Annotated in this window: 22 protein-coding genes; 10 read left to right on the top strand and 12 right to left on the bottom strand. The window is 72.8% G+C overall.

Annotated features, from left to right (window positions below; translation table 11 throughout):
• Positions 1 to 109 precede the first annotated feature (109 nt).
• Both ABT006_RS13480 and ABT006_RS13485 read right to left on the bottom strand, forming a co-directional pair.
• On the bottom strand, positions 110 to 961 hold the full coding sequence (locus ABT006_RS13480; RefSeq protein WP_502890937.1) for a DUF72 domain-containing protein: 852 nt from the start codon (positions 959 to 961) through the stop codon (positions 110 to 112).
• A 190-nt stretch (positions 962 to 1,151) separates the two neighbouring features.
• Positions 1,152 to 2,234, bottom strand: a complete 1,083-nt coding sequence (locus ABT006_RS13485) for a YeiH family protein (protein ID WP_350706056.1) — start codon at positions 2,232 to 2,234, stop codon at positions 1,152 to 1,154.
• 116 nt (positions 2,235 to 2,350) lie between these two features.
• On the opposite strand from ABT006_RS13485, the gene ABT006_RS13490 reads away from it, so the two are divergent.
• Entirely contained in the window at positions 2,351 to 3,265 is a 915-nt protein-coding gene (locus tag ABT006_RS13490; RefSeq protein ID WP_350706057.1) for a LysR family transcriptional regulator, read from the top strand.
• 98 nt (positions 3,266 to 3,363) lie between these two features.
• On the opposite strand, the gene katG is transcribed toward ABT006_RS13490, so the two are convergent.
• The 4 genes from katG to ABT006_RS13510 all read right to left on the bottom strand — a co-directional run bounded on the left by katG (position 3,364) and on the right by ABT006_RS13510 (position 8,218).
• Entirely contained in the window at positions 3,364 to 5,640 is a 2,277-nt protein-coding gene (gene katG, locus ABT006_RS13495) for a catalase/peroxidase HPI (RefSeq protein ID WP_350706059.1), read from the bottom strand.
• 23 nt (positions 5,641 to 5,663) lie between these two features.
• Positions 5,664 to 6,092, bottom strand: coding sequence for a Fur family transcriptional regulator (locus ABT006_RS13500; RefSeq protein ID WP_350706061.1), 429 nt, complete (start codon positions 6,090 to 6,092; stop codon positions 5,664 to 5,666).
• 246 nt (positions 6,093 to 6,338) lie between these two features.
• Positions 6,339 to 7,028: a peptide chain release factor H gene (gene prfH / locus ABT006_RS13505; protein WP_350706063.1), complete on the bottom strand. Its 690-nt coding sequence runs from the start codon at positions 7,026 to 7,028 to the stop codon at positions 6,339 to 6,341.
• Positions 7,025 to 8,218 carry an RNA ligase RtcB family protein gene (locus tag ABT006_RS13510; protein ID WP_350706065.1) on the bottom strand — a complete coding sequence of 398 codons (1,194 nt, stop codon included), beginning with the start codon at positions 8,216 to 8,218 and terminating at the stop codon, positions 7,025 to 7,027. Before ABT006_RS13510 ends, prfH begins: the two co-directional genes overlap by 4 nt.
• 227 nt (positions 8,219 to 8,445) lie before the next feature.
• Here ABT006_RS13510 and ABT006_RS13515 point away from each other — a divergent pair, with 227 nt between their 5' ends.
• The 7 genes from ABT006_RS13515 (at position 8,446) to ABT006_RS13545 (ending at position 14,022) form a co-directional block, all read left to right on the top strand.
• Positions 8,446 to 9,426, top strand: coding sequence for a DUF2804 domain-containing protein (locus ABT006_RS13515; RefSeq protein WP_350706067.1), 981 nt, complete (start codon positions 8,446 to 8,448; stop codon positions 9,424 to 9,426).
• A gap of 81 nt (positions 9,427 to 9,507) precedes the next feature.
• Positions 9,508 to 10,554: an NHL repeat-containing protein gene (locus ABT006_RS13520; RefSeq protein WP_350706068.1), complete on the top strand. Its 1,047-nt coding sequence runs from the start codon at positions 9,508 to 9,510 to the stop codon at positions 10,552 to 10,554.
• A gap of 139 nt (positions 10,555 to 10,693) precedes the next feature.
• A complete protein-coding gene (locus tag ABT006_RS13525; RefSeq protein ID WP_350706191.1) occupies positions 10,694 to 11,023 on the top strand; it encodes a PadR family transcriptional regulator in 330 nt (109 codons plus the stop codon).
• Positions 11,024 to 11,100: 77 nt separating this feature from the next.
• Positions 11,101 to 12,081 carry a hypothetical protein gene (locus ABT006_RS13530; protein ID WP_350706070.1) on the top strand — a complete coding sequence of 327 codons (981 nt, stop codon included), beginning with the start codon at positions 11,101 to 11,103 and terminating at the stop codon, positions 12,079 to 12,081.
• A 61-nt stretch (positions 12,082 to 12,142) separates the two neighbouring features.
• The gene (locus tag ABT006_RS13535) at positions 12,143 to 12,331 is read left to right on the top strand and encodes a hypothetical protein (protein ID WP_350706072.1); all 189 of its coding nucleotides are present in this window, start codon (positions 12,143 to 12,145) and stop codon (positions 12,329 to 12,331) included.
• A 174-nt stretch (positions 12,332 to 12,505) separates the two neighbouring features.
• Entirely contained in the window at positions 12,506 to 13,339 is an 834-nt protein-coding gene (locus ABT006_RS13540; protein ID WP_350706074.1) for a MerR family transcriptional regulator, read from the top strand.
• Positions 13,340 to 13,527: 188 nt separating this feature from the next.
• On the top strand, positions 13,528 to 14,022 hold the full coding sequence (locus ABT006_RS13545) for a GNAT family N-acetyltransferase (RefSeq protein ID WP_350706076.1): 495 nt from the start codon (positions 13,528 to 13,530) through the stop codon (positions 14,020 to 14,022).
• Between the two features lie 60 nt (positions 14,023 to 14,082).
• Here ABT006_RS13545 and ABT006_RS13550 read toward each other — a convergent pair whose 3' ends face one another.
• The 3 genes from ABT006_RS13550 to ABT006_RS13560 all read right to left on the bottom strand — a co-directional run bounded on the left by ABT006_RS13550 (position 14,083) and on the right by ABT006_RS13560 (position 17,617).
• Positions 14,083 to 15,402: a cytochrome P450 gene (locus ABT006_RS13550; protein WP_350706077.1), complete on the bottom strand. Its 1,320-nt coding sequence runs from the start codon at positions 15,400 to 15,402 to the stop codon at positions 14,083 to 14,085.
• Positions 15,399 to 16,184 carry an alpha/beta fold hydrolase gene (locus tag ABT006_RS13555; RefSeq protein ID WP_350706079.1) on the bottom strand — a complete coding sequence of 262 codons (786 nt, stop codon included), beginning with the start codon at positions 16,182 to 16,184 and terminating at the stop codon, positions 15,399 to 15,401. Before ABT006_RS13555 ends, ABT006_RS13550 begins: the two co-directional genes overlap by 4 nt.
• A 155-nt stretch (positions 16,185 to 16,339) precedes the next feature.
• On the bottom strand, positions 16,340 to 17,617 hold the full coding sequence (locus ABT006_RS13560) for an MFS transporter (protein ID WP_350706081.1): 1,278 nt from the start codon (positions 17,615 to 17,617) through the stop codon (positions 16,340 to 16,342).
• Between the two features lie 105 nt (positions 17,618 to 17,722).
• Here ABT006_RS13560 and ABT006_RS13565 point away from each other — a divergent pair, with 105 nt between their 5' ends.
• Positions 17,723 to 18,286 (top strand): P-loop NTPase family protein, encoded by a 564-nt coding sequence (locus ABT006_RS13565; protein WP_350706083.1) that lies wholly within the window; start codon positions 17,723 to 17,725, stop codon positions 18,284 to 18,286.
• A 79-nt stretch (positions 18,287 to 18,365) separates the two neighbouring features.
• Positions 18,366 to 19,022 carry a M23 family metallopeptidase gene (locus ABT006_RS13570; protein WP_350706085.1) on the top strand — a complete coding sequence of 219 codons (657 nt, stop codon included), beginning with the start codon at positions 18,366 to 18,368 and terminating at the stop codon, positions 19,020 to 19,022.
• Between the two features lie 38 nt (positions 19,023 to 19,060).
• On the opposite strand, the gene ABT006_RS13575 is transcribed toward ABT006_RS13570, so the two are convergent.
• The 3 genes from ABT006_RS13575 to bla all read right to left on the bottom strand — a co-directional run bounded on the left by ABT006_RS13575 (position 19,061) and on the right by bla (position 22,315).
• The gene (locus ABT006_RS13575) at positions 19,061 to 20,689 is read right to left on the bottom strand and encodes an isovaleryl-CoA dehydrogenase (protein WP_350706086.1); all 1,629 of its coding nucleotides are present in this window, start codon (positions 20,687 to 20,689) and stop codon (positions 19,061 to 19,063) included.
• Complete coding sequence (locus ABT006_RS13580) at positions 20,686 to 21,261, bottom strand: TetR/AcrR family transcriptional regulator (RefSeq protein ID WP_350706088.1); 576 nt, start codon at positions 21,259 to 21,261, stop codon at positions 20,686 to 20,688. Before ABT006_RS13580 ends, ABT006_RS13575 begins: the two co-directional genes overlap by 4 nt.
• Before the next feature lie 145 nt (positions 21,262 to 21,406).
• Positions 21,407 to 22,315 (bottom strand): class A beta-lactamase, encoded by a 909-nt coding sequence (gene bla / locus ABT006_RS13585; RefSeq protein WP_502890944.1) that lies wholly within the window; start codon positions 22,313 to 22,315, stop codon positions 21,407 to 21,409.
• Positions 22,316 to 22,350: the final 35 nt, after the last annotated feature.

Below are 22,350 nucleotides of genomic sequence, written 5' to 3' on the forward strand. Positions count from 1 at the left end.
GGGCCCTTCGCGCCACTCGGCGCTGTCGGGTCGTCGCCATGCCCGGCTCGGGCGACCGGGCACGCGCCGTTGTCGTGGTCCCGCTGTCGCCCGACCAGCCCACCTCGGCTCAGAACAGCGTCGACGGTCCGACCGGGGTCGGCTCGGGCAGCGGTTCGACCTCGGGTAGGCGCGCCCGGATCTCGTCGTGGAACCTGCGGGCGAGGTCGGGCGCGTCGGCGTTGTCCGGGGTGTGCACGAACATGGTCGGGGAGCGGCCCTCGCGCAGCCAGCCGGTCACGACGTCGAGCCACGGTTGCCAGCCCTCGACCGTCCGGGCGGGGTCGTCCCGGCCGAGATACCGGACGATCGGCCGGTCGGTCAGCGCGCGGGTGCGGAGCGGCGTACGTGGCTTCCTGGTCCATGCCTCCCGTTCCGCGTCGCTGGTCGGCGGGGTGCGGAAGAACGCGGTGGTGTCGAAGGGGATCCACTCCGCGTCGATCGTGACGAGCGTGTCCTCCAGGGTCCGCGCCGCCCGCGGGTCGTCGAAGAACGCGGGGTGGCGGACCTCCACGGCGTACCGGTGGGTGGTGGGCAGACCCCGCAGGAAGCGGGCGAGCGCCGGCACGTCGGCGGGACCGAACGAGCCGGGCAACTGGATCCACAGGGCGTGGGCCCGTGGGCCGAGGGGTTCGATCGCGTTCAGGAAGCCCTGGAGTTCCTCGTCGGCGCCGGTGAGCCGGCGATCGTGCGTGACCGTCCTGGGCAGCTTGAGCACGAACCGGAAGTCGGGGTCGGTCTGCCGCGCCCAGGACTCCACCGTCTCCCGGGCCGGGGTCGCGTAGAAGGTGGTGTTCCCCTCGACCGCGGTGCACCAGCCGGCGTACGCGCGCAGCCGCTCGTGGGCCGGCAGCGGATGCGCCAGGAAGCGTCCCTGCCAGGACTTGTGCGTCCACATCGCGCACCCCACGTACAGGCGCATCGGATCCTCCCACCGCTCGACGGCCCGCGCGGGGCAGGCCCGCGCCCGCGTACGGTATCCGGCCGTGTGACCCGGCTCCGCGCACACCCGCCGGCTCGGCCTTCGGCTCGTGCCCGACGTCGGGCCGTCCGCCCTCGTTCCCCGACCCGCTGTCGGCCGCCCCGGGCAGCGGCATGGGCGCTGTCGGCCGTCAGCGGGCGAGGAGTCGCACGCCGACGTAGGCGGTGGCGGCCACCAGGATCCAGCTCGCCAGTCCCAGTGCCAGGGTGCGGCCGCCGGTGCGCCGGAGGGTCGGCAGGTGGATGCCGGTGCCGAGCCCGAACAGCGCGGCGACGAGGAGCACGTGCTGCACGTGACGCGCGGCGTCCGCCAGCGGGTCCGGGACCAGTGTGGTGCTGGCGAGGCCGACCGCGACCAGGAACCCGACGACGAACAGCGGCACCGCGGGTGGCCGGCGGCCCGACCCGCCCGGTGCCCCTTTCGCGGCGCGGTGCGCGGTGACGGCCACCGCGGCCACGAGAGGCGCGAGGAGCGCGACCCGCGCCAGCTTCACCGTGACGGCGGTGGTGAGCGCACCGGGCACCTGGCTGGCGGTGGCTACCGTCTGCCCGACGTCGTGGACGCTGGCGCCGACCCATTCGCCGAACGCGACCGGGTCCAGGGCCAGCGGGCCGCGCAGCAGCGGCAGCAGGGCGATCGCGAGGGTGCCGCACAGTGTGACCAGCGCCACTGCGGCGGGGACGTCGTCGTCCTCGGTCTCCGTCACCTTCTCCATCGCCGCGATGGCGGAGGCGCCGCAGATGCTGAAGCCGGTGGCGACCAGCAGCGAGCGGGCGGGGGACACGCCGAGCAGTCGGCCGAGCAGCCGGGTGCCGGCGAAGGTGACCGCGACGGTGCCCACCACCACGGCGAGGCCGGGGACGCCGATCTGCGCCAGGTCGCCGAGGCTCAGTTGCAGGCCGAGGAGCACCACCGCGAGCCGGAGCAGGGGTCCGGCGGCCACCCGGGTGCCGGCATGCAGCACCGGGCGGTGCACGCCGAGATTGACCACGACCATCCCGAGCACCACGGCGACCGTCGACGCGGGCACGGCCGGCAGCATGCGCGTGACGGCGAACGCCACCGCGGTGGCCGCGGCGACCAGGAGCAGTCCGGGGACGGCGCTCGGCAGCCGGCGCGGTTCCGACCCGGGTGGATGCGTTCGACCGTTTTCGCACCGGCGGCCGGCGCCGCGTGCCGTGAGGGTGGTTCTGCTCGGGTCTTCGTCGACCACCGTACCTCCCGGAAAGTGAGATCCCCTTGACAGTGCAGCAGCGCTGGCCGGGCCGGTAGGTGGCTCAGTGTGATGGGCTCATCAGGGCGGCTGATGGGTCGGCGTAGTGTCTGGGCGTGGAGTTGTCGCGGGTGCCGGATCTGGACGCGCTCGAGCTGTTGCTGCTGGTGGATGCCACCGGAAGCCTCGGCCGGGCGGCGCAGGCACGGGGGATCGGGCAGCCGGCCGTCACGGCTCGGGTCCGCACCATGGAGCGGCTCGTCGGTTTCCCCCTGGTCGAGCGGGGTCCTCGTGGATCCACGCTCACGCCCGAGGGGCGGCTGGTGGCCGACTGGGCACGCGACGTGCTGCAGGCGGCTGCGACACTCGACGCCGGCATCCGCTCGTTGCGCGCGGAGCGGGACGTACGGCTGCGGGTCGCGGCGAGTCTCACCGTGGCGGAGCACCTGTTGCCGACGTGGCTCGTCCGGCTCGCCGCGCAGCGGCCGCAGACCGCCGTCAGCCTGCACGCGATGAACTCCACGGACGTCGCACGGGCGGTCGGCGACGGCACGGCGGACCTCGGCTTCGTGGAGGGGCCGCGCGTGCCCACCGGGCTGGACTCGCGCATCGTCGCCCGCGACGAACTCACCGTCGTGACGCATCCGCGACACCCGTGGGCGCGGCGGCGCCGGCCGATCGACGCCGCCGAACTCGCCGCGACCCGACTGGTGCAGCGGGAGCCCACCTCCGGCACCCGGCACGCCCTGGAAACTGCCCTGCGCAGCCACGCGCCGCTCGCTCCGCCACTGCTGGAGCTGTCCACCACGAGCGCGATGCGCGCGGCGGTCGCCGCCGGCGCCGGCCCCGCCGTCCTGAGCAACCTGGCCATCGACGACGAGGTGGCCGCCGGACGTCTCGTCCGGGTCCCGGTGACCGGCGTGGATCTCAGCCGGCCCCTCCGTGCGGTCTGGCCGGCCGGTCAGCGACCCACCGGACCGGCCCGGGACCTCCTCGCCATCGCGGCTCGACGCGGTCGAGGGGTCGGCTGATCCGGCGCGGGCGCATCGATGACGCGGGCCACGGCCGGCCACCTTGCGGGACGCAGCGGGCCCGGGTCACGTCCTCGGTGACCCGGGCCCGCTGCTCATCAGGCGAGGTCGTACCGGTCCAGGTTCATGACCTTGACCCACGCCGCGACGAAGTCGGCCACGAACTTGTCGCGCGCGTCCTGGCTGGCGTAGACCTCCGCGAGTGCCCGCAGCTGGGAGTTGGAGCCAAAGATGAGGTCAACCGCGGTGGCGGTCCACTTCACCTCATCGGTGGCCAGGTCCCGGATCTCGTACACGTGCTCGTCGGACTCCGACGCCTTCCACCGGGTGCCCGGGGAGAGCAGGTTGGTGAAGAAGTCGTTGGTGAGCACGCCGGGCTGGTCGGTGAGGACGCCATGCTGCGTGCCGCCGACGTTGGCCCCGAGGGAGCGCAGGCCGCCGACGAGGACGGTCATCTCGGGCGCGGTCAGGTTGAGCATGTAGGCACGGTCGAGGAGCAGTACCTCCGGCTGGGTCTTCTCGCCGGGGCGCAGGTAGTTGCGGAACCCGTCGGCGCGCGGCTCGAGGACCCGGAAGGACTCGACGTCGGTCTGCTCGGCAGTGGCGTCGGTGCGGCCCGGGTGGAACGGCACGGTCACCTCGACGCCGGCGTCGCGCGCCGCCTTCTCGACGGCGGCCGAGCCGGCCAGCACGATGAGGTCCGCGAGCGAGATCTTCGCGCCGCCGGCCTCGTTGAACCCGCGCTGGATGCCCTCGAGGGTCTCGAGGACCGTCGCGAGCTGCTCGGGCTGGTTGACCGCCCAGCTGCGCTGCGGCTCGAGACGGATCCGTGCGCCGTTGGCGCCGCCGCGCTTGTCGGTGGACCGGAAGCTGGCGGCTGAGGCCCAGGCGGTCGAGACCAGCTGGGCGGTCGTGAGGCCGGACTCCAGGACCTTCGCCTTGAGGGCGGCGACGTCGGCGTCACCCACGAGCTCGTGGTCGACGGCCGGCACCGGATCCTGCCACAGCTGCGCCTCGGGGACCCACGGCCCGAGGAAGCGGCTGACCGGACCCATGTCGCGGTGCAGCAGCTTGTACCAGGCCTTGGCGAACGCCAGCGCGAACTCGTCGGGGTTCTCCAGGAAGCGGCGCGAGATCTTCTCGTACGTCGGGTCGACGCGCAGCGACAGGTCGGTGGTGAGCATCGTCGGCTTGTGCTTCTTCGACGGGTCGTGGGCGTCCGGGATGATCGCCTCGGCGTCCTTGGCGACCCACTGCTTCGCGCCGCCGGGGCTCGTGGTGAGTTCCCACTCGTAGCCGAAAAGGATCTCGAAGAAGCGGTTGCTCCACTGCGTCGGCCGGTCGGTCCACGTCACCTCGAGACCGCTGGTGATCGTGTCCGCGCCCTTGCCGCTGCCGTAGGTGCTCAGCCAGCCCAGGCCCTGCGCCTCCAGCGGGGCGGCCTCGGGCTCGGGACCCACGTGGTCGTCGGCGACGCCGGCGCCGTGGGTCTTGCCGAAGGTGTGGCCACCGGCGATGAGGGCGACGGTTTCCTCGTCGTTCATCGCCATCCGGGCGAAGGTCTCCCGGATGAAATGCGCCGCCGCAGCCGGGTCCGCGTTGCCGCGGGGGCCCTCCGGGTTGACGTAGATGAGCCCCATCTCGGTCGCCCCGAGGCCGGCCGCCATCTCCTTCTCGGAGACGTAGCGCTCGTCGCCGAGCCAGGCGTCCTCCGGGCCCCAGAAGATCTCCTCGGGCTCCCAGACGTCCTCCCGACCGAAGCCGAATCCGAAGGTCTTGAAGCCCATCGACTCCAGGGCGACGTTGCCGGCGAGCACGAGCAGGTCGGCCCACGAGATCTTCTGGCCGTACTTCTGCTTGACCGGCCACAGCAGTCGGCGGGCCTTGTCGAGGTTGGCATTGTCCGGCCAGCTGTTGAGCGGAGCGAACCGCTGACCACCGTCGCCGGCGCCACCGCGACCGTCGTGGATGCGGTAGGTGCCCGCGGCGTGCCAACTCATCCGGATCATCAGGCCGCCGTAGTGGCCGAAGTCGGCCGGCCACCAGTCCTGCGGGGTGGTGAGGACCTTGATGATGTCCTGCTTGAGGGCCTCGACGTCGAGCTTGGCGAACTCCTTGGCGTAGCTGAAGCTCTCGCCCAACGGGTTGCCCTTGGACGAGTGGGCACGCAGCACCGAGAGGTCGAGCTGGTTGGGCCACCAGTCCCGGTTGGTGCGCGGACGACCTCCGGTCTTCGGAGCCGGCGAGTCGATCGCCGGGTTCTCGCTCTCACTGCCGTGCGCGGTCACGGAGTCGTGCGCGACCGGGCAGCCGGCCGCCGCCTTCTTGTCCACGCCCTGCGCGCTGGAGGGGCCGTTGTCCTGGTTGTCGCTCATCTGCTTCCTTCCGAACAGGCGAATCACTGGGAGGTGCGTTCGGCCGCACAGTCGGGGCAGGTGCCCCAGTAGACGACCTCCGCCTCGTCGACTGTGAAGCCGTGGTCGTCGGAGGCGGTGAGACAGGGAGCATGGCCGACAGCGCAGTCGACGTCGGCGATCGCGCCGCAGGAGCGGCACACGACATGGTGGTGGTTGTCCCCCACCCGGGACTCGTACCGGGCGGTCGCACCGGCAGGCTGGATGCGTCGCACCAGACCGGCGTCGGTGAGCGCGCGCAGCACGTCGTACACCGCCTGGTGGGAGACCGTGGGCTGATCCGCCCGTACCAGGGCGATCACCGTGTCGGTGTCGACGTGCGGATGGTCGCGCAGCGCTGCGAGCACCGCCAACCGGGGCCGCGTCACGCGCAACGAGACCGCCCGAAGCTGAGTCTCGAAGTCGGACGTCATGTGATGAACATAGTCCATTCTTTTGGAATGAATCTAGTTTTGCTCGGCTCAACCCGCACACTTTCGACGCAGACCTGGGCGCCCAGCTGATGGAGCAGGCCCGGGTGGCCGGCGTGCAGCTGACCGGCGATGGCGGCTGCCGCAGCAGCTCACGAAGCGGATCCTGGAACCAGCGCTCGAGGGTGAGACTCCCGACCACTGGGCCATGACAAGGGCGGTCCGGCGGGAAGAACAGCGGCGGCGGCGCTAGCGGGGCGAGCGTGGCCCGGTGGACCGTCCCCGTCGCTGGTGCGCCCGCTGCGGTGGGGCCGTCTCCTGTCCCGACGGGCTCGGGCGTTCGACGCGGGTGGGGTTGCCGCGGACGAGTTCGTCGTGGATGCGCCAGCGGGCGGTGGTGGCGGCGTTACGCGCTGTCTCGTCGCCGTGCTCGACGCGTTGCCGCAGCAGTTGGACGGCGATGCGGCGGTTGAGGCTGAACTGCCGCTCGGTGTCGACCACGACGACGAGGCCCGTGGGGCGGTGGGTCGCCCGTACCGCCGTGCTCGCCTTGTTCCGGTGCTGACCGCCGGGGCCGCCGGTACGGCAGGCGACGATGTCGACGTCCGCCTCCGTGAACGTCGTGGTCGGGGTGTCGACCTGGCACGGTCGGGCGGTGACGTACCAGTTCTTCCGGCCGGCGCTCGCCCGGTAGGGGCTGGGCGCCTGCCAGCACAGGGTCCCGGTCCACGAGGCGGCGAACGCCTCGGCGCCGGCGCCGGAGATCCGGATCAGCGCCGACCGGTAGGTGCCGGGCCGGTCACCGGGCACGATCTGCACCCGCTGGGTCGTCAGACCGTGCCGGGTGGCGTCGGCCTCCAGGCGACGCAGCAGCCGGGCCAGCGCCCAGGCGCACTCCTGCGGGCCGCGCCCGGCGGAGACGAGCAGATGGACGCTCACGGCCGGCCTCGCTTGCGGCGGTTGTCCCGCCGGTCCGGTCGGGAGGCCGGCCCGACGTCGGGCGTCTTGTAGGTGACCAGCGGGACCGTGGTGGCCACGGGGGTGGCCAGGTCGTGGTCGACGAGGTCGCTGACGACCTGCTCGATGCGCTTGTAGGCCGTGGGCGCCTCCTCGAAGAGCAACTGGCGGTCGCCGCACACCACCAGCGACCCGACCGGGGTGCGGCGCAGTTCCTCGACGGTGTGCTTGGCCCGGCCCCGGCGCAGCGCGTCGGCGCGGGACATCTTGCGGCCCGCGCCGTGCGCCACGGAATGGTTGGCCTCCGGGCCGGCGTGGCCGGCGACGAGATAGGAGGGGGTGCCCCGCGTGCCGGCGACGAGCACGTCGCGGCCGTCGCCCGGCGCCGCGCCCTTGCGGTGCAGGTAGATCCCGTCGCGGACCTCGACCAGGTTGTGGCACTGGTCGACGATCGGCTCGGTGGGCTCGGCCCCCAGCGCGTGGGCGACCCGGGCCGCCAGCAGTCGCCGGTTGAGCGATCCCCAGCGTACGGCGTCGTCGTGCATGGCCAGGTAGGCGGCGGCGTCAGGGGCGGGCCCCGCGCCGTGGACCTCGGTGTGCGCCCGCAGGATCCGCTCGCCCAGCCCACGGGAACCGCTGTGGACGATGAGCACGAGGTCGCCGGCGGTGAGCCCGAGACGGCTCGCGTGGCCCGGCTCGAGGACGGTGTCGATCCGCGACAGCTCGACGAAGTGGTTACCCCGGCCGACCGTGCCGAGGCCCTCGACATGACCGGCGGGAACGTCCTCCTCCACGACGGCCCAGGCCGGGTCGTCGGCGTCCCGCTCGGGGTCCAGCGGGCGGTCGAGGTCGGGGAACCGGGCGGCGAGCCTCTCGGGTACGGGGCGCTTGAGCCGGATGGGAAACACGGCGATGCCGCAGCCGATGTCGGAGCCCACCAGGAACGGGTACAGCACGGTCGACGCCATGGCGGCGCCGATCGGGGCGCCCTTGCCCGGATGCAGGTCCGGCATGGCGGCGACGTGGATCATGCCGTCGAGGGCGGCCACCTGCTGGCACTGCGCCAGGGCGTCGGACTCGATCCAGCTCGTGGGGGAGGCGAACACGGTGACGGTGGCAGGGGCAGGGTTGGGCTGCGGCAGGGACTCCCGCCGCGAATGGTGTGGAGACAAAGACGCTCGCTTCTCGCTGAAAAGGGGACGGGCGGACGGCACGACGGCACCGGTCGGCGCCGTGGGGCCTGGGAGCAACGGGGGTGCTGTCCGTCAGAACGTCATGGGTCCCACCATCCCGGAGCGCGGCGTGGGCGGCAAGCGACTTTCGGCGGCGCGGGCGGTGCTTCGATGGACGTCCCGCCCGACTGCCGACCGGGCCGCCGGCCGACCGGTACCCTGCCCCGGTGACGCGCGAGCGGGAGATCACCGAACCGGTCGACCTGTGCCTGCCCGACGGGCGGCTCAACCCGGCGGCGGTCGGCTGGAGCCGCAGACCGCTGCACCGGGCCAACCTGCGCGGCTGGGGACGGACCAAGCGGTGGGAGTACTGGGGAATCGTCACCCCCACGCACATCGTCGGCCTCGTCGCGTCGTCGCTGGACTACGCGGGCGTGCACAGCGTCTACGTCCTCGACCGCCGCACCGGCGTCGAGACCAACAAGGAGGCGGTGGTCCCGTTCGCCCGCCGCGCGCTCTTCCCGACGGCCAGCGGCGCGGGCCGGGTACGCGCCGCCGGCGGCGGCCTGTCGATCGACATCGACCAGCGCCCGGACGGCAGCACGATCCGCGCCACCACGCCCGGCGTCCAGGTCGACCTGGAGGCGCCGCTGCCCGCGGAACACGAATCGCTCGGCGTCGTGGTGCCGTGGGACACCCGCCGGTTCCAGTACACCGTCAAGGACCTCGGCCGGCCCGTGCGCGGCACCCTGTGGGTGGGTGACACGGCGTACCCGATCAGCGCGAAGGACTCGTTCGGCGTGCTCGACCACGGCCGCGGCAGATGGCCGTACGCCATCCGGTGGAACTGGGCGGCGGGCAGCGGTCCCGGCCGATCCATCCAGCTGGGCGGCAGATGGACCGACGGCACCGGCTCCACCGAGAACGCCCTCTTCGTCGACGGGCGGCTGCACAAGATCGGCGCCGACCTGACCTGGCGCTACGACCGCACCGACTGGCTACGGCCCTGGCGGATCACCGGTGACCGGGTGAACGTGGAGTTCCACCCGTTCCACGAGCGGGTCGCCCGCACCAACCTCGGCGTGGTGGCCAACGAGACCCACCAGTGCTTCGGGCACTTCACCGGCTGGGCGCAGACCGACGACGGCGAGCGCACGGACCTCGACGGCCTCGTCGGCTGGGCGGAGGAAGCACGCAACCGCTGGTAGTCCGACACGGACCGGCGTGCCGCGATGAGAGGATTGCCGGTGATGCGACGCAGTAAGGGAACCGCGCGGAGGTTGCCGCGCGTGGCGGGAGCGGCTGTCATTCTCGCCGTCCTGCTGGTGCCGGGCGCCGCGGTGGCGAACCCGTCGCCCGCTCCGCTCCGGGGGACGCCGCTGTGCGAGGTGCGTGACGACCGGCTGACCGAGATCTCCGGCCTGGCCGCCACGGATGACGGGTACGTCGTGGTCAACGACGGCGCGGAGAACGAGGCCCGCCGGCGGATCTTCTTCCTCGATCATGAGTGCGCCGTCAAGCGGACGGTGCCGTATCCGTCGCGGCCCCGCGACACCGAGGATCTCGCCGTCGGCGCGGACGGCACGGTCTGGGTGGCGGACATCGGCGACAACGACCGTTCTCGGCAGACGGTCGCGGTGTGGAAGCTGCCGCCGGGCGCCGACCGTCCGGTGCTGCACCGCATGGCGTATCCGGACGGCCCGCACGACGCCGAGGCCGTGCTCGTGACCGGCGACGGCCGGCCGGTGATCGTGACCAAGTACTCGGCCAACCTGTACGCCCCGAGCGGTCCACTGCGGCCGGGCACGGCCGTGCCACTGGCGAAGGTGGGACAGGTCCGGTTGCCGGCCTCCACGACGAGCAACCCGTTCTCGGTGCTCGGCCGGACAGCGGTCACCGGCGCCGCCACCGCGGCGGACGGGCGCAGGGTAGTGCTGCGCACCTATGCCGACGCGTACGAGTTCGACGTCGCCGACGGCGACGTGGTCACCGCGCTGACCAGCGGGACCCCACGGGTCATCCCGCTGCCCGACGAGCCGCAGGGCGAGTCGATCACCTACAGCCGCGACGGGCGGTATCTGCTCACCGTGTCCGAAACCGCGGGCCGGCCGCCGGGAACAAGGGCGGACCTCCTCCGCTACGCCCTGGCCGCGGCCGACCCGTCGACAGCGCCGGTTGCCACCCGCGCGCCGACCGCGCGCGCCACGGACGACGACAGGGCGGAACACCCCGACGACGTGGCCACGTTCATCGTGGCGGCCGGAGCACTCGGGCTGGGTCTGGTCGTCGTGGCGGGGGTCGTGATGGCCCGTTCCCGGCGGGCCAGGTCGCGCTAACCGTCCTGGCCCGGTCGGTCGAGGCGGCGGCCCCCGGACCTCACCCGGCGTTCGCCGGCCGCGTCAGCGCTCCTCCAGATACGTCCGCCTGGACGCATATCCTGTCTCCCGATATATTGTGTCCATGGTGACTCGACCGATGACCGAGGCGGCGTTCTTCGTCCTGACAGCGCTGGCCGGTGGGCCCTGCCACGGCTACGGCGTCGTCAACGAGGTGAAGGAGTTGTCGCGGGGGCGGGTGCACCTGAGGGTGGGCACGCTCTACGGCGTGCTCGACCGGCTCGTCACCGACGGTCTGGTGGAACTGGACCGCGAGGAGGTGCAGCAGGGTCGGCTCCGGCGGTACTACCGGCTGACCAACTCCGGCGGGCGGGCGTTGGCGGAGGAAGCTGACCGCCAAGCCGCCAATGCCCGTGCGGCCGCTGAAAGACTCGGTGTGTGGCGGCCGGCCGCCGGCGGTGCGGCATGACGAGCATTCTGGAGCAGCGGTACCGCCGGCTGCTGACGCTTCTGCCAGCCTCCTATCGCCGGAGGTGGGAGGACGACATGGTCCGCACCTTCCTGGAGTGCGTCGGCGCTGAGGAAGACACCGAGGACGCCGCGTACCTCCGGGACCACGGCCGGCCGGACAGAGGCGAAGTCCTCAGCGTCCTGGCGCTTGCTACGCGGCTTCGGCTCGGCGGCGTCGGCGCCGAGCCGAGGTCGCGGCTCCGGGGCGATGCGATCCGCGCGGTGGCGCTGCTCGGCCTGCTCTTCCATGCCGTCACGGCGGCGGTGGAGATCGGCGTCATGCCCTGGCTCGACGGCGACTTTCCGCCGCTGCCGACGCCGCCCACCGAGCCGGTGTTCGACCTGCCCGGTGCACCGTGGCGCCTGGCGTTCAATCCCCTTGCTCTGTTCGCGATCGCCGCGTTCGTCGCGCTCGCGGTGAATCAGCCCAGGCCGGCCCGCTGGCTGGCGGCGGTGCCCCTCGTCGCGGACTGGGTCGCCAGGACCTACGAGGCGATGTTCCTGCCTGGCGGCACGCCCCCCACCACCTGGCTCATCGTGCTCGTCAACACCGGCCTGGTGCTGGCGTTGGTGGCGTTCCATCGGGAGGCTCCGCCCGTGCGCACCCGGACCTGGATCCGTGCCTTCGTCGCCGGTGTCCTCCTGAGCCCCCTGTACGTCATCGGGATGTGGACACTTCCCGTGGAGCAGGAACTGCGATTCGCCGCACTCGACTGGCCGGGCCTGTGTGCGTTGTCGGTGTCCGCGGCGGGTGTCGGCTACCTCGTCCTGCGCGCGTCGGCAGTGGCCCGGGCAGCCCACTGGCCGCTGACCCTCCTGTTCCTGGGGCTTGCCGCCCTCGCGCTGCGCGGCGTGTCCGTCGCCGACTACGTCCTGCAGGGCGGCGCATCTGCTGCCGTGACAGCGGTGTGCGCTGCCGAGGCAGCGGTCCTGCTGGTGGTGTGCGCGCCGCTGGCGATGCTGGCGCAGCGGGCCACCCGGGAACTCTCCATGGACCCCGCCGACGTGCCGGGATGACGTGACACGGGCCATCAGATGGCCGGCGACCCATCGAGTTTGTGCGAGAGGAGATCCCCTCATGTCGGAGCCTGACACGCCGCGCAGGACGCAGGATCCCGGCGGCGCGGAGAAGTACCGGCGGTTGCCGGCACGCGTACGCCTCGACCAGGTCGTGACCACCCAGGCCGCGACCCCGGCCGGCCTGTTGTGGCTGGCGACCTTGGGTGACACCGGGGGGTGTGGCGGCGGCGACGGCGACGGTGACTGAGGCGAAGCCTCCTCACGATCGTGCCGGTGGTGCCTGGGCGGGAAGAGTGACCGGAGCCGCCGTTGCGGTAGGTGACGGCGGGCGATGGCTGGCGCGACCGGTGCGTCATGCCGGCCGATGATCGACACCTGACTGTTTGACCCTGCCCCTGGGGCGGAGGGCAGACTCCCGACCATGCCACGGTGGTTGACGAGCGGTGAGTTCCTGAATCGGTCACGACTGAGCGCGAAGGCGTTGCGCCTCTACGAGGAGCGGCAACTGCTGCGCCCGGCGCACGTCGACGCCCGGACCGGCTACCGGTACTACGGCGACGCGGAACTCGACCGGGCTCGCCGCATCACCCTGCTGCGCGCGATCGGCATGCCCGTGGCGGACGTTGCCGAGGTGCTCGGACTTCCCGGCCCGCAGGCGGTCGACAGGGTGGAGGCGTACTGGCGGGACGTCGAGGCCGCGCACCACGCCCGCCGGCCGCTGGTGCGCCACCTGCTGGGTCTCCTCGACGATCGAGCGGCCCCGGGGGTCGCGTCCGGGGTCCGGTGTCGCGACGTGCCCACCCAGAAGGTGATCTTCATCCAGCGGCACGTGACCGCCGATCGCCTTCCGTTCGTCCTGCCCGAAGCGACGCGCCTGCTGTTCGACCACCTGACCGCCGCCGGCGGCACGCTCTCCGGGCCCGTGTTCGTCGCCTATCACGGCCTGGTCACCGAGGACTCCGACGGGCCCGTCGAGGTGTGCGCCCCGACGGGCGATCCGGTGGAGCCCGAGGGGTCGGTGGGGGTCCGGATCGAGCGAGCCCACCGGCAGGCGTACGTGTCGCTGACGAAGGCGGAGGCGGCCTACCCGGCGATCCTGCGGGCCTACGACGCGCTGGATTCGTGGCTCCGGGATCACGACCAGCGGCTGAGTGCGTCCGCGCGGGAGATCTACTACCAGAACTGGGCCACCGCGGCCGACGCTGAACCGTGCGTCGAGGTCGCCTTCCCCTGCGAACCGGCAACACCCCGGTAGGCCGCGACCCCTGTGCCGAGGTCACCACCGGCGACCAGCGAACGGAGCGCCGCGTCGAGTGCGCCGCCGTTCACGCGGCCGTCGGCGGCAGCAGCGCCCGGCCGCTAGGCTCATCGCCTGTCGGCGTTCCCGTCGGCCGCCGACGTCGTGACGGGCCGTCCGGCCCCGAGCCCGAACGGAGCCCGCTGATGGCCGGCATCACCGTCCGACCCCTGACGCCACAGGACGCCGAGCGGATACTGGCGATCTACCAGGCCGGCCTCGACGAGGGCGACGCCAGCTTCGAAACCGTCGCCCCGACCTGGGCGGCATTCGACGCGGGAAAGCTGGACGACCACCGCTTCGTGGCCGTCGACGGCGACACCGTGGTCGGCTGGGTCGCCGTGTCACCGACGTCGACCCGGGCGGTCTACGCCGGGGTGGTCGAGCACTCCGTGTACGTCGATCCGACCGCCAGGGGACGTGGCGCGGCGCGGATGCTGCTCGACGCGCTCGTCGCCTCGACCGAGGCGGCCGGAATCTGGACCATCCAGTCCGGGGTGTTTGCCGAGAACACCGCCAGCCTCGCCCTGCACGAGCGGGCGGGCTTCCGGGTCGTTGGCATCCGCGAGCGGGTCGGCCGCCACCACGGCCGCTGGCGCGACGTGGTCCTGCTGGAGCGCCGCAGCCCCGTCATCACCTGAACCGGCCGGTTCCGCCCGCCTGGGCCGCACTGCACGCCGGTCGGCGGGGCCGGGGCGTGATCAGCGGCGCCGCCAGCGGATCGGCAGGCGCTTGACGCCGCGCTGGAAGTTCGAGCGCAGGTAGTCGGGTGTGCCCGCGTACGTGACGCTGGCCGTGCGGGCAAGCAACTCCTGGAGCAGCGCCCGGAGTTGGCACCGGGCCAGGTGCGCGCCGAGGCAGAAGTGCGGCCCGTGACCGAAGACGAGGTGCGGGTTGGGGTGACGGGCGAGGTCGAGCCGGTCGGGCTCGGCGAAGACCCGTTCGTCGCGGTTGGCCGACGCGAACGACACCACCACCTTGTCCCCGGCCCGCACCGGCACCCCGGCGACGGCGGTGTCCACCGTGGCGGTACGCCGGAACACCATCACCGGCGTCCACCAGCGCAGCAGCTCGTCGACGGCGGTGTCGAACAGCGCCGGGTCCCGGCGTAGCCGCGCCATCTCCGCCGGATGCTCCAGCAGGGCGATCATCGCGCCGGGCAGGCCGTTGCGGACGGTCTCGTTGCCGGCCACGGCGAACAGCCAGAACATGTTCTCGAACTCGTCCACCGAGAGCCGCTCGTCGCCGCGGTGCGCCAGCAGGATGGACATGACGTCCTGTCCCGGGTTGCGGCGCTTCGACTCCGCCAGCAGGTGCGCGTACGCGTAGAGGTCGGCCATGCCGGCCCGGGTGCGCGGATCCGGCATCCGGCCGTCGGCGTCCGACACCGGCCGGTGCCGCAGTGCCTCACGGGCCGCAGCGGTGCCGGCCTGCGGGTCGAAGGCGGCGGACACGGCGTAGTCCGGATCCTGGAAGCCGATCACCCGGTTCGACCAGTCGTACAGCAGCCAGCGGTCGCGCTCCGGCACCCCGAGCACGTCCGCGAGAGTGAGCAGTGGCAGGTCGGCGGCGAGGTCGCGGACGAAGTCGCAGGTGCCCTCGTCCGCGTCGCCGAGCGCGCGTTCGACGAGCGCCGCCGCGTTCGCGCGGATCGACGCCTCCAGGGCGGCGACCGCGCGCGGGGTGAACGAGCGGGCGACCGGCCGGCGCAGCCGGCCGTGCTCCGGCGGATCCATGTTGAGCATCATCCGCCGGACGTAACCCAGGTCCTCCGGGGTCGCCGGGTCGCGGATCTGGGTGGCGCCGAGTGCCGACGAGAAGAGCCCCGGCTGCCTGAGCACGGCCGTCACGTCGGCGTGCCGGAGCACCAGCCAGAAGCCCGGACCGCCGGGCAGCCCGAGCAGCGGCGGCTCCTCGACCCACACCACCGGGCTGGTCGCGCGCAGCGTGGCGAGCAGGTCATACGGAACGCCGTCGACGTAGGTGCGGGGATCGACCAGGGACGCCGCATCGAGGCTCACCGCCCGAGGAACTCCTCGATCACCGTGACCAACCGCACCGGGGTCTCGTACATCGCGTAGTGCCCCGCGTTGGCGAGGACCTCCAGCCGGGCGTTCGGGTAGTGACGCATCCAGGTCTCGCGCATCGTGGCGGCGCCCAGCGCCGGGTCGTGCTCGCCGACGACGGCGAGCGCCGGCACCTGGTTGCCCTTCACGTCGTCCGTGAAATCGGTACGCGCCCAGGCGGTGAGGTAGGCGCCGAACGCCTCCCGGGTGGAGTGGTCGAGGGAGAACCGCACCATCTCGTCCAGCCAGCGGCCGGACAGCCGGTTGCCGGTGGTGAGGTCGATGATGGCGCGCCGGTTGCCCGGGTTGGCGGCGGCGCCGTCGAACAGGGCCCAGCCCTGCAGGTCGAAGGGAACACCACCGGCCGGGACCGGGCTGATGCCGACGAGCCGTTCCACCCGCCCCGGCGCGTCGGCGAGCACCCGCTGGGCGGCGCTGCCGCCCATGGAGTGCCCGACCACCGAGAACGTGTCCCAGCCGAGGGAATCGGCGAGGGCCAGGGCGTCACGGGAGATCTCGGCGATGCTGTGGTCGCCCGCGACCCCGGTACGCGCGCCGTAGCCCCGGTAGTCCAGGAAAGCCCAGGTGAAGCTCTCCGCGTCGATCAGTTCCGGCAGCCAGCCCCAGCCCCGCGCCGACCCGAACCAGCCGTGCAGCGCCAGCACCCTGCGTGGCCCGTGCCCGACGGTGACCGGGCTCGCGTCGGAGTCACCGACGCTGGTGTGGCTGATCGACATGACGGCGACCCCTTTCGTTGTTGCGGCGCTGCGACCGAAGTGAACAACCTGAGGCCGACGAGGTGAAGCCTGGTGACGTGAAAGCGACCGTAGTCCGCGTGCGGGCCGAACGGAAGAGTGGTCGGCGGCGCCCCGAGGGACACCGGCGCGCCGGATCAGGTTGCGGACCGCTGAAGCTCCGGCTCGTGGGCGACCGGCTCCGAACCGGCTCGGCGGATGGGCGTGAACACTCCGCCGACCGCGACCAGGAGACACCCTGTTCCGGCGACGAGAGTCACCGCGGTGACGCCGTACCGGCCGGCGGCCCAGGTCAGCACCGCGGCACCGGCCGGGCCGAGCGAGTAGTGCGTGCTCCAGAAAGCCGACGTGACCCGCCCGAGCAGGTGATCGGGCGTGATCTCCTGGCGCAGCGACATCGAGCAGATCCCACCCACGCTGACGCCGCACAGGTATACCGCGGTCAGCACGGTGACGCCGTGCACGTCCCCGACGACGCCGATGCCGGCGATGGCGAGACCGGACATCGCCACCGCGCCGATCCAGGTGACGCCGAAGCCACGCCTGCGGCGTAACGGCGCCGCCAGCAGCGCTCCGGCGATCGTGCCCAGCGCCGCCAGCCCGAGCACCGTGCCGACGGTGCCGTCGGAGCCGCCGAGGTCGTTCTTGACGTGGTAGATGAGCACGTCGGTGAAGCCGTACGTCAGGAAGATGAAGACCGACAGCAGGATGGTCAGCGAGCGGAGCACGGGCTGACGCCAGAGGAACCGCACGCCGGCCAGGAACTCGGCCAGCCGCCTCTCCCGCCCCACCCCGCCGTCGGTCCCTTCCCCCTCGGCGGGCTGCCGGAGCCGGACCAGCCAGAGGCCGGCGGCTGACAGGGCGAAACTGGCCGCGTTGATGGCGATGGCCGCCGTGGGACCGAAGCGGGCGGACACCACACCCGCGAGCAGTGGCCCGCCCACGGCCGCCGTCGCGTAGGTCGCCTGCAGCCGCCCGTTGGCTTCGGTGATCCGGTGTCGGTCGACGAGGTTGCGCACCGCGGTCACCGCGGTGACCTGGAACACCATGCCGGCCGCCTCGCAGATCGGCAGGACGACGAAGAGCAGCCAGATCTGTGGGCCGGCGAGCCAGGCCAGGGGAACGAGGGCGTAGAGCACCAGGCGGGCCAGGTCTGCGGCGATCATGAGTGTGCGCCGGTCGTACCGGTCGACCAGGACGCCGCCGAAGACCCCCGCGCCGACGGAGGCGGCGCCGGCCACGGCCGTGAGCAGGCCCATCTGGGCAACCGACCCGGTCGCGTGCAGCACGAGCAGCGGCACCGCGATGTAGGCGAACGAGTCACCGGCGGCGGAGAGCGACTGCGCCGCCCAGTACGCGCCGAAGTTGCGGTCACGCCACAAGGGAGGCTGGGCCGGACCGACGCGTTGGCTCATATCCGGCGAGGATAGTCCCGCCACCCCGGTCAGGCTGGCGAGCCTGACGGCGGGGTGGGACACGGTGGACCGGGCGGTGTGGCGCCACCGGCGTACGCTGCCGCGATGAGCGCTCCGTCGCGCATCCTCATCTACGCCGTGTACGGCGCCGGCAAGTCCACCCTGGCGGCGCGGCTGGCCCGGCACCTGGGGCTGCCGTGGTACCCCGTCGACGACCTGCTCTGGGAGCCCGGCTGGGTCGAGGTGCCGGTCGCGCAGCAGCGCAGCCGGATCGAGGCGATCTGCCGACGTGACCGATGGATCCTCGACGGCGCGTACCACGGGTGGCGGGACGTGGTGCTGGCCCGCGCCGACCTGGTCGTCGGCCTGGACTACCCGCGCTGGTGCTCCTTCGGGCGCCTGCTGCGTCGCACCGTTCGCCGGTTGCGGACGGGGGAGGCGATCTGCAACGGCAACCGCGAGTCGCTGGGCAGCGTGCTGTCCCGGGACTCGATCCTGGTGTGGCACCTCACCGCGTTCGGCCGGGCCCGGCGGCGGATGCGGGCCTGGCACACCGACCCGACCGGGCCGCCGGTGCTGCTGTTCCGCTCGCCGGCAGCCCTGGACCGCTGGTTGACCGACCTGCCCCGCCTGGGAGACGGGGCCGGCACGCCCGGCTCACGTCGTTGACGGCGGCCCATCGGTAGAGTTCGTGGCGGGGACGAGCTGGTGACACGGGAGGTTCGCGATTGCCACTCTCGACCAGGTCGTGCTCACGCTACCGATCCGCGGCACGTGGCTCGCGCGCAACAGCCCGGCCCGGCGCGTGCCGAGCCACGGCACCCACCTGTTCGCCACGACGTACGCCATGGACTTCGTCGCGGTGCGGGGCCGGCGCACGGCGACCACGCGGGACTGGCGCTCGCTGTTGGCCACGGAGCCGGTGGAGCGGTTCTTCGCGTTCGGTCAGCCCATCCTCGCGCCCGCCGCCGGCAGGGTGGTGTCGGTCCACGACGGCGAGGCGGACCACGTGGCGCGCCGGTCACCGCTCGCGCGGGTGCCCTACGCCCTGACCCAGGCGTCCCGGGCGCGGGGCGGCGCCGGCGCGCTCGCCGGCAACCACGTGATCCTCGAGCTGGAGGGCCGTCGTGCGTACGTCGTGCTCGCCCACCTGCGCGCCGGTTCGATTCGGGTGGGCGAGGGCGAGCCCGTCGCGGCCGGCCGGGAGTTGGCCGACTGCGGCAACTCGGGCAACTCCACGCAGCCGCACCTGCACATCCAGGTCATGGACTCCGCGGATCCGTTCGCCGCGCGTGGCATCCCCATGTCCTTCCGGGACTATCGGGCGTGGCGCCGACCCGGCGGGCCGCCGGTCGTGGTCGACCGGGGCATTCCTCAGGAGTCGGAGGTCGTCGAATCGCTGTGACGCGCCGGATCCGGATCGTGGGAAGTGCCGCGACGGCCTCAGCCCACCTTCGGCACGGCGCGGGAGATGATCGTGGCGAAGTCGACCCCGGGCGGCAGGGTGCCGAACGCGTGGCCGTGGTCCCCGCCGAGGCGCGAGGCGCAGAAGGCGTCGGCGACGGCGGGGTGGCCGTGCCGCACCAACAGCGAGCCCTGTAGGACCAGTGCCAGCCGTTCGACGACGCGGCGGGCCCGCAGTTCGAGGTCGCCGTGGTCGGCCAGGTCGGCCCGCACCTGTCGTACGGCGGCGTCGAGCCGCGGGTCGGCGCCGGCGGCGGCGGTCACCTCGGCCTGGAACACCTCCATGACCTGTGGTGCCTTGGCGAGGGCGCGCAGGACGTCCAGCGCGGCGACGTTGCCGGAGCCCTCCCAGATCGAGTTCAGGGGCGACTCGCGGAACAGCCGCGGCATGCCGGACTCCTCGACGTAGCCGTTGCCGCCCAGGCATTCCAGGGCCTCGGCGACGTGCGCCGGCCAGCGTTTGCAGACCCAGTACTTGCCGACGGCGAGGGCGAGCCGCTTGAACGCGGTCTCGTCGGCGTCACCGCGCGCGGAACGGTCGGTCGCCCCGGCGAGCCGCATCATCAGGACGGTGGCGGCCTCGGACTCGACCGCGAGGTCGGCGAGGACGTTGCGCATCAGCGGCTGGTCGACGAGGTACCGGCCGAAGGCCTGCCGGTGGGTGGCGTGGTGGACGGCGGTGAGCACGCCCTGGCGCATCCCGGCCGCCGCGCCGATGACGCAGTCGAGGCGGGTCAGGTTGACCATGTCGATGATGGTGCGCACGCCGCGGCCCTCGTCACCGACGCGCCAGGCCACCGCGTGCTCGTACTCGACCTCCGCCGAGGCGTTGGACCGGTTGCCGAGCTTGTCCTTCAGGCGCATCAGCCGCATCGGGTTGCGCGTGCCGTCCGGGAGGACGCGCGGCACGAGGAAGCAGGTGAGCCCGCCCGGCGCCTGGGCGAGGGTGAGGAAGACGTCGCACATCGGCGCCGAGGTGAACCACTTGTGCCCGAGGAGCCGGTAGGTGCCGTCCGGCTCCGGGCGGGCGGTGGTGGCGTTGGCGCGTACGTCCGAGCCGCCCTGCTTCTCCGTCATCGACATGCCGGCCAGCAGCCCCCGCTTGCCCAGCGGCGCGCGCAGCCCGAAGTCGTACGTCGTGGCGGTGAGCAGCGGCTCGTACCGTGCGGCCAGCTCCGGGTCGTGCCGCAACGCCGGCACCGCCGCGTACGTCATGGAGACGGGGCAGCCGTGCCCGGCGTCGGGGCGCCAGGTGTAGAACTTGGCGGCCCGGGCCACGTGTGCGCCGGGCCGGTCGTCCGCCCACGGCGCGGCGTGCAGCCCGTGCGTGACCGCGGTGCGCATCAGCTCGTGCCAGGCCGGGTGGAACTCCACCTCGTCGATCCGGTGGCCGTAGCGGTCGTGGGTGCGCAGGACCGGTGGGTGTTCGTTCGCCAGCCGCCCGTACTCGATCGCCTGCTCGGCGCCGCCGATCCGGCCGAGATCGTGCAGCTCCGCGGTGGCCCACCCGGCACCCTCCCGGGCGAGCCCGTCGAGCAGCGCCGGGTCGTCCGCCGCGTCGTAGCCGGCCAGCGGGGGGACCTGGTTGAGGACCTCGTGCGTCGTCACGGCGATACTCCAATCGCACGGTGGATGAACGTGATCAGGCTGGGGATGGTGCTCGGGCCGGCGACCCCGGCGGCCAGCGGGCCGACCATCGCTTCGGCCAGGGCGCCGACGAGCGCGGTCGCGGTCAGCTCCGGGTCCTGCGGGGGCAGCTCACCGCTGGCCACGCCGGCCGCGACGTAGCCGGCGATCAGTTCGGCGTACGCCCGGCGGAAGACGAGCCGTTCGGCGTCGACCGCCGGGTCGACCGGCTCGACGAGCAGGGCGTACGCCAGCCGCGGGGACTGCAGCGCGCGGCCGGAGAACGTCTCGATGACGGCGGAGACCTGCGCGGCGACCGTGGACTCCAGTGCTGCCGCGCGCGCGACCGCGTCCACCTCCCGCTGGGAGGCGGTGCGGAACACCTCGGCGAAGAGGTCGGCCTTGGTGGGGAAGTGGCGGTAGACGCTGCCGGTCGCCATGCCGGCCCGCTCGGCGACGGCGGCGACCGAACAGCCGGCGTACCCGTGCCCGGCCATGATCTCCAGGGCGGCGACGATGATCCGGTCCCGGGACGCGCTCAGCCGAGCTTTCACACGGTCGGTGCTCCGGTAGACCACGCAAGAATTGAACCATCATTCAAACCTTGGTCACAAGGTGGCGGCGGGCGCGGGCGCGCGGCGCTGACGTTGGTGCCACCGTGGTGGTCACGATCGGCGTCAGCCGGCGGCGACGCACCGCTCAGGTGAGGGTGGCCACCGCGTACGCGGCCGCCTCGGCGATGACGGCCTGGTCGTACCCGGCGTCCCGGGTGGCCTTGCTGGACATGATCGAAACGACCAGTGGCGCGGCGCCCGGGGGCCACACGACGGCGATGTCGTTGACCGTGCCGTAGTCGCCGGTCCCGGTCTTGTCGGCCACGGTCCAACCCTTCGGTACGCCAGCCCGGACGCGTCGGGCGCCGGCGCCGGTGGCGTTGCGTTCCAGCAGGTCCCGGAGAAAGGCGCGCTTGTCGGCCGCCAGCGCGTCACCCAGGACGATCCGCTGGTAGTCGGTGCCGATCGCCCGGGGAGACGTGGTGTCGCGCGGGTCTCCCGGGACGGCCGACACGATCTTGGGCTCGAACCGGTCCATCCGCGTGACCGTGTCGCCGAGGCCACGCGCGTACGCCGTCAGTCGAGCCGGCCCGCCGAGGTCGCGGAGCAGGAGGTTGCCGGCCGTGCCGTCGCTGTAGCGGACGGCGGCGTCACAGAGTTGCCGGATCGTCATCCCGGTGGCGACGTGCTTCCTGGTGATGACGGCGCTCTTCATGAGGTCGCCTTCGGTGTACCTGACGACCGTGTCGAGATGCGACAGCGGGTTGTGCGCCAACACCGCTGCTGCCGCCAGTCCCTTGAACGTCGAGCAGAACGCGAACCGTTCGTCCGCCCGGTGGGCGACGGTGACGCCGGTGCCGGTGGCCAGGGCATACACCCCCAGGCGTACGTCGAACTTCCGTTCCAGCTCGACCAGGCGTTCGTGACGGACCTCCGCCGCGGCGGTGGGGGCGGCGGGCGTGGCGGACGAGGGGCCGGAGGGCGCGGCAGCGGAGGAGGAGGCAGCGGGCGGCTCTCCGTCCGCGCATCCGGCCAGTGGCGAGAGCGCCACCATGCCCAACAGGGCGCGGCGGGTGACGGTCGGTCGCG

The organism is Micromonospora sp. NPDC002717, from assembly GCF_040295705.1.
GTDB lineage: Bacteria > Actinomycetota > Actinomycetes > Mycobacteriales > Micromonosporaceae > Micromonospora.

What these genes read in the sequence shown, in the direction of transcription:
- ABT006_RS13480 (WP_502890937.1), bottom strand. Translation starts at nt 961, where the DNA reads ATGCGCCTGTACGTGGGGTGCGCGATGTGGACGCACAAGTCCTGGCAG.
- katG (WP_350706059.1), bottom strand. Translation starts at nt 5,640, where the DNA reads ATGAGCGACAACCAGGACAACGGCCCCTCCAGCGCGCAGGGCGTGGAC.
- ABT006_RS13500 (WP_350706061.1), bottom strand. Translation starts at nt 6,092, where the DNA reads ATGACGTCCGACTTCGAGACTCAGCTTCGGGCGGTCTCGTTGCGCGTG.
- ABT006_RS13525 (WP_350706191.1), top strand. Translation starts at nt 10,694, where the DNA reads ATGACCGAGGCGGCGTTCTTCGTCCTGACAGCGCTGGCCGGTGGGCCC.
- ABT006_RS13530 (WP_350706070.1), top strand. Translation starts at nt 11,101, where the DNA reads ATGGTCCGCACCTTCCTGGAGTGCGTCGGCGCTGAGGAAGACACCGAG.
- ABT006_RS13535 (WP_350706072.1), top strand. Translation starts at nt 12,143, where the DNA reads ATGTCGGAGCCTGACACGCCGCGCAGGACGCAGGATCCCGGCGGCGCG.
- ABT006_RS13540 (WP_350706074.1), top strand. Translation starts at nt 12,506, where the DNA reads ATGCCACGGTGGTTGACGAGCGGTGAGTTCCTGAATCGGTCACGACTG.
- ABT006_RS13545 (WP_350706076.1), top strand. Translation starts at nt 13,528, where the DNA reads ATGGCCGGCATCACCGTCCGACCCCTGACGCCACAGGACGCCGAGCGG.
- ABT006_RS13555 (WP_350706079.1), bottom strand. Translation starts at nt 16,184, where the DNA reads ATGTCGATCAGCCACACCAGCGTCGGTGACTCCGACGCGAGCCCGGTC.
- ABT006_RS13560 (WP_350706081.1), bottom strand. Translation starts at nt 17,617, where the DNA reads ATGAGCCAACGCGTCGGTCCGGCCCAGCCTCCCTTGTGGCGTGACCGC.
- ABT006_RS13565 (WP_350706083.1), top strand. Translation starts at nt 17,723, where the DNA reads ATGAGCGCTCCGTCGCGCATCCTCATCTACGCCGTGTACGGCGCCGGC.
- bla (WP_502890944.1), bottom strand. Translation starts at nt 22,315, where the DNA reads ATGGTGGCGCTCTCGCCACTGGCCGGATGCGCGGACGGAGAGCCGCCC.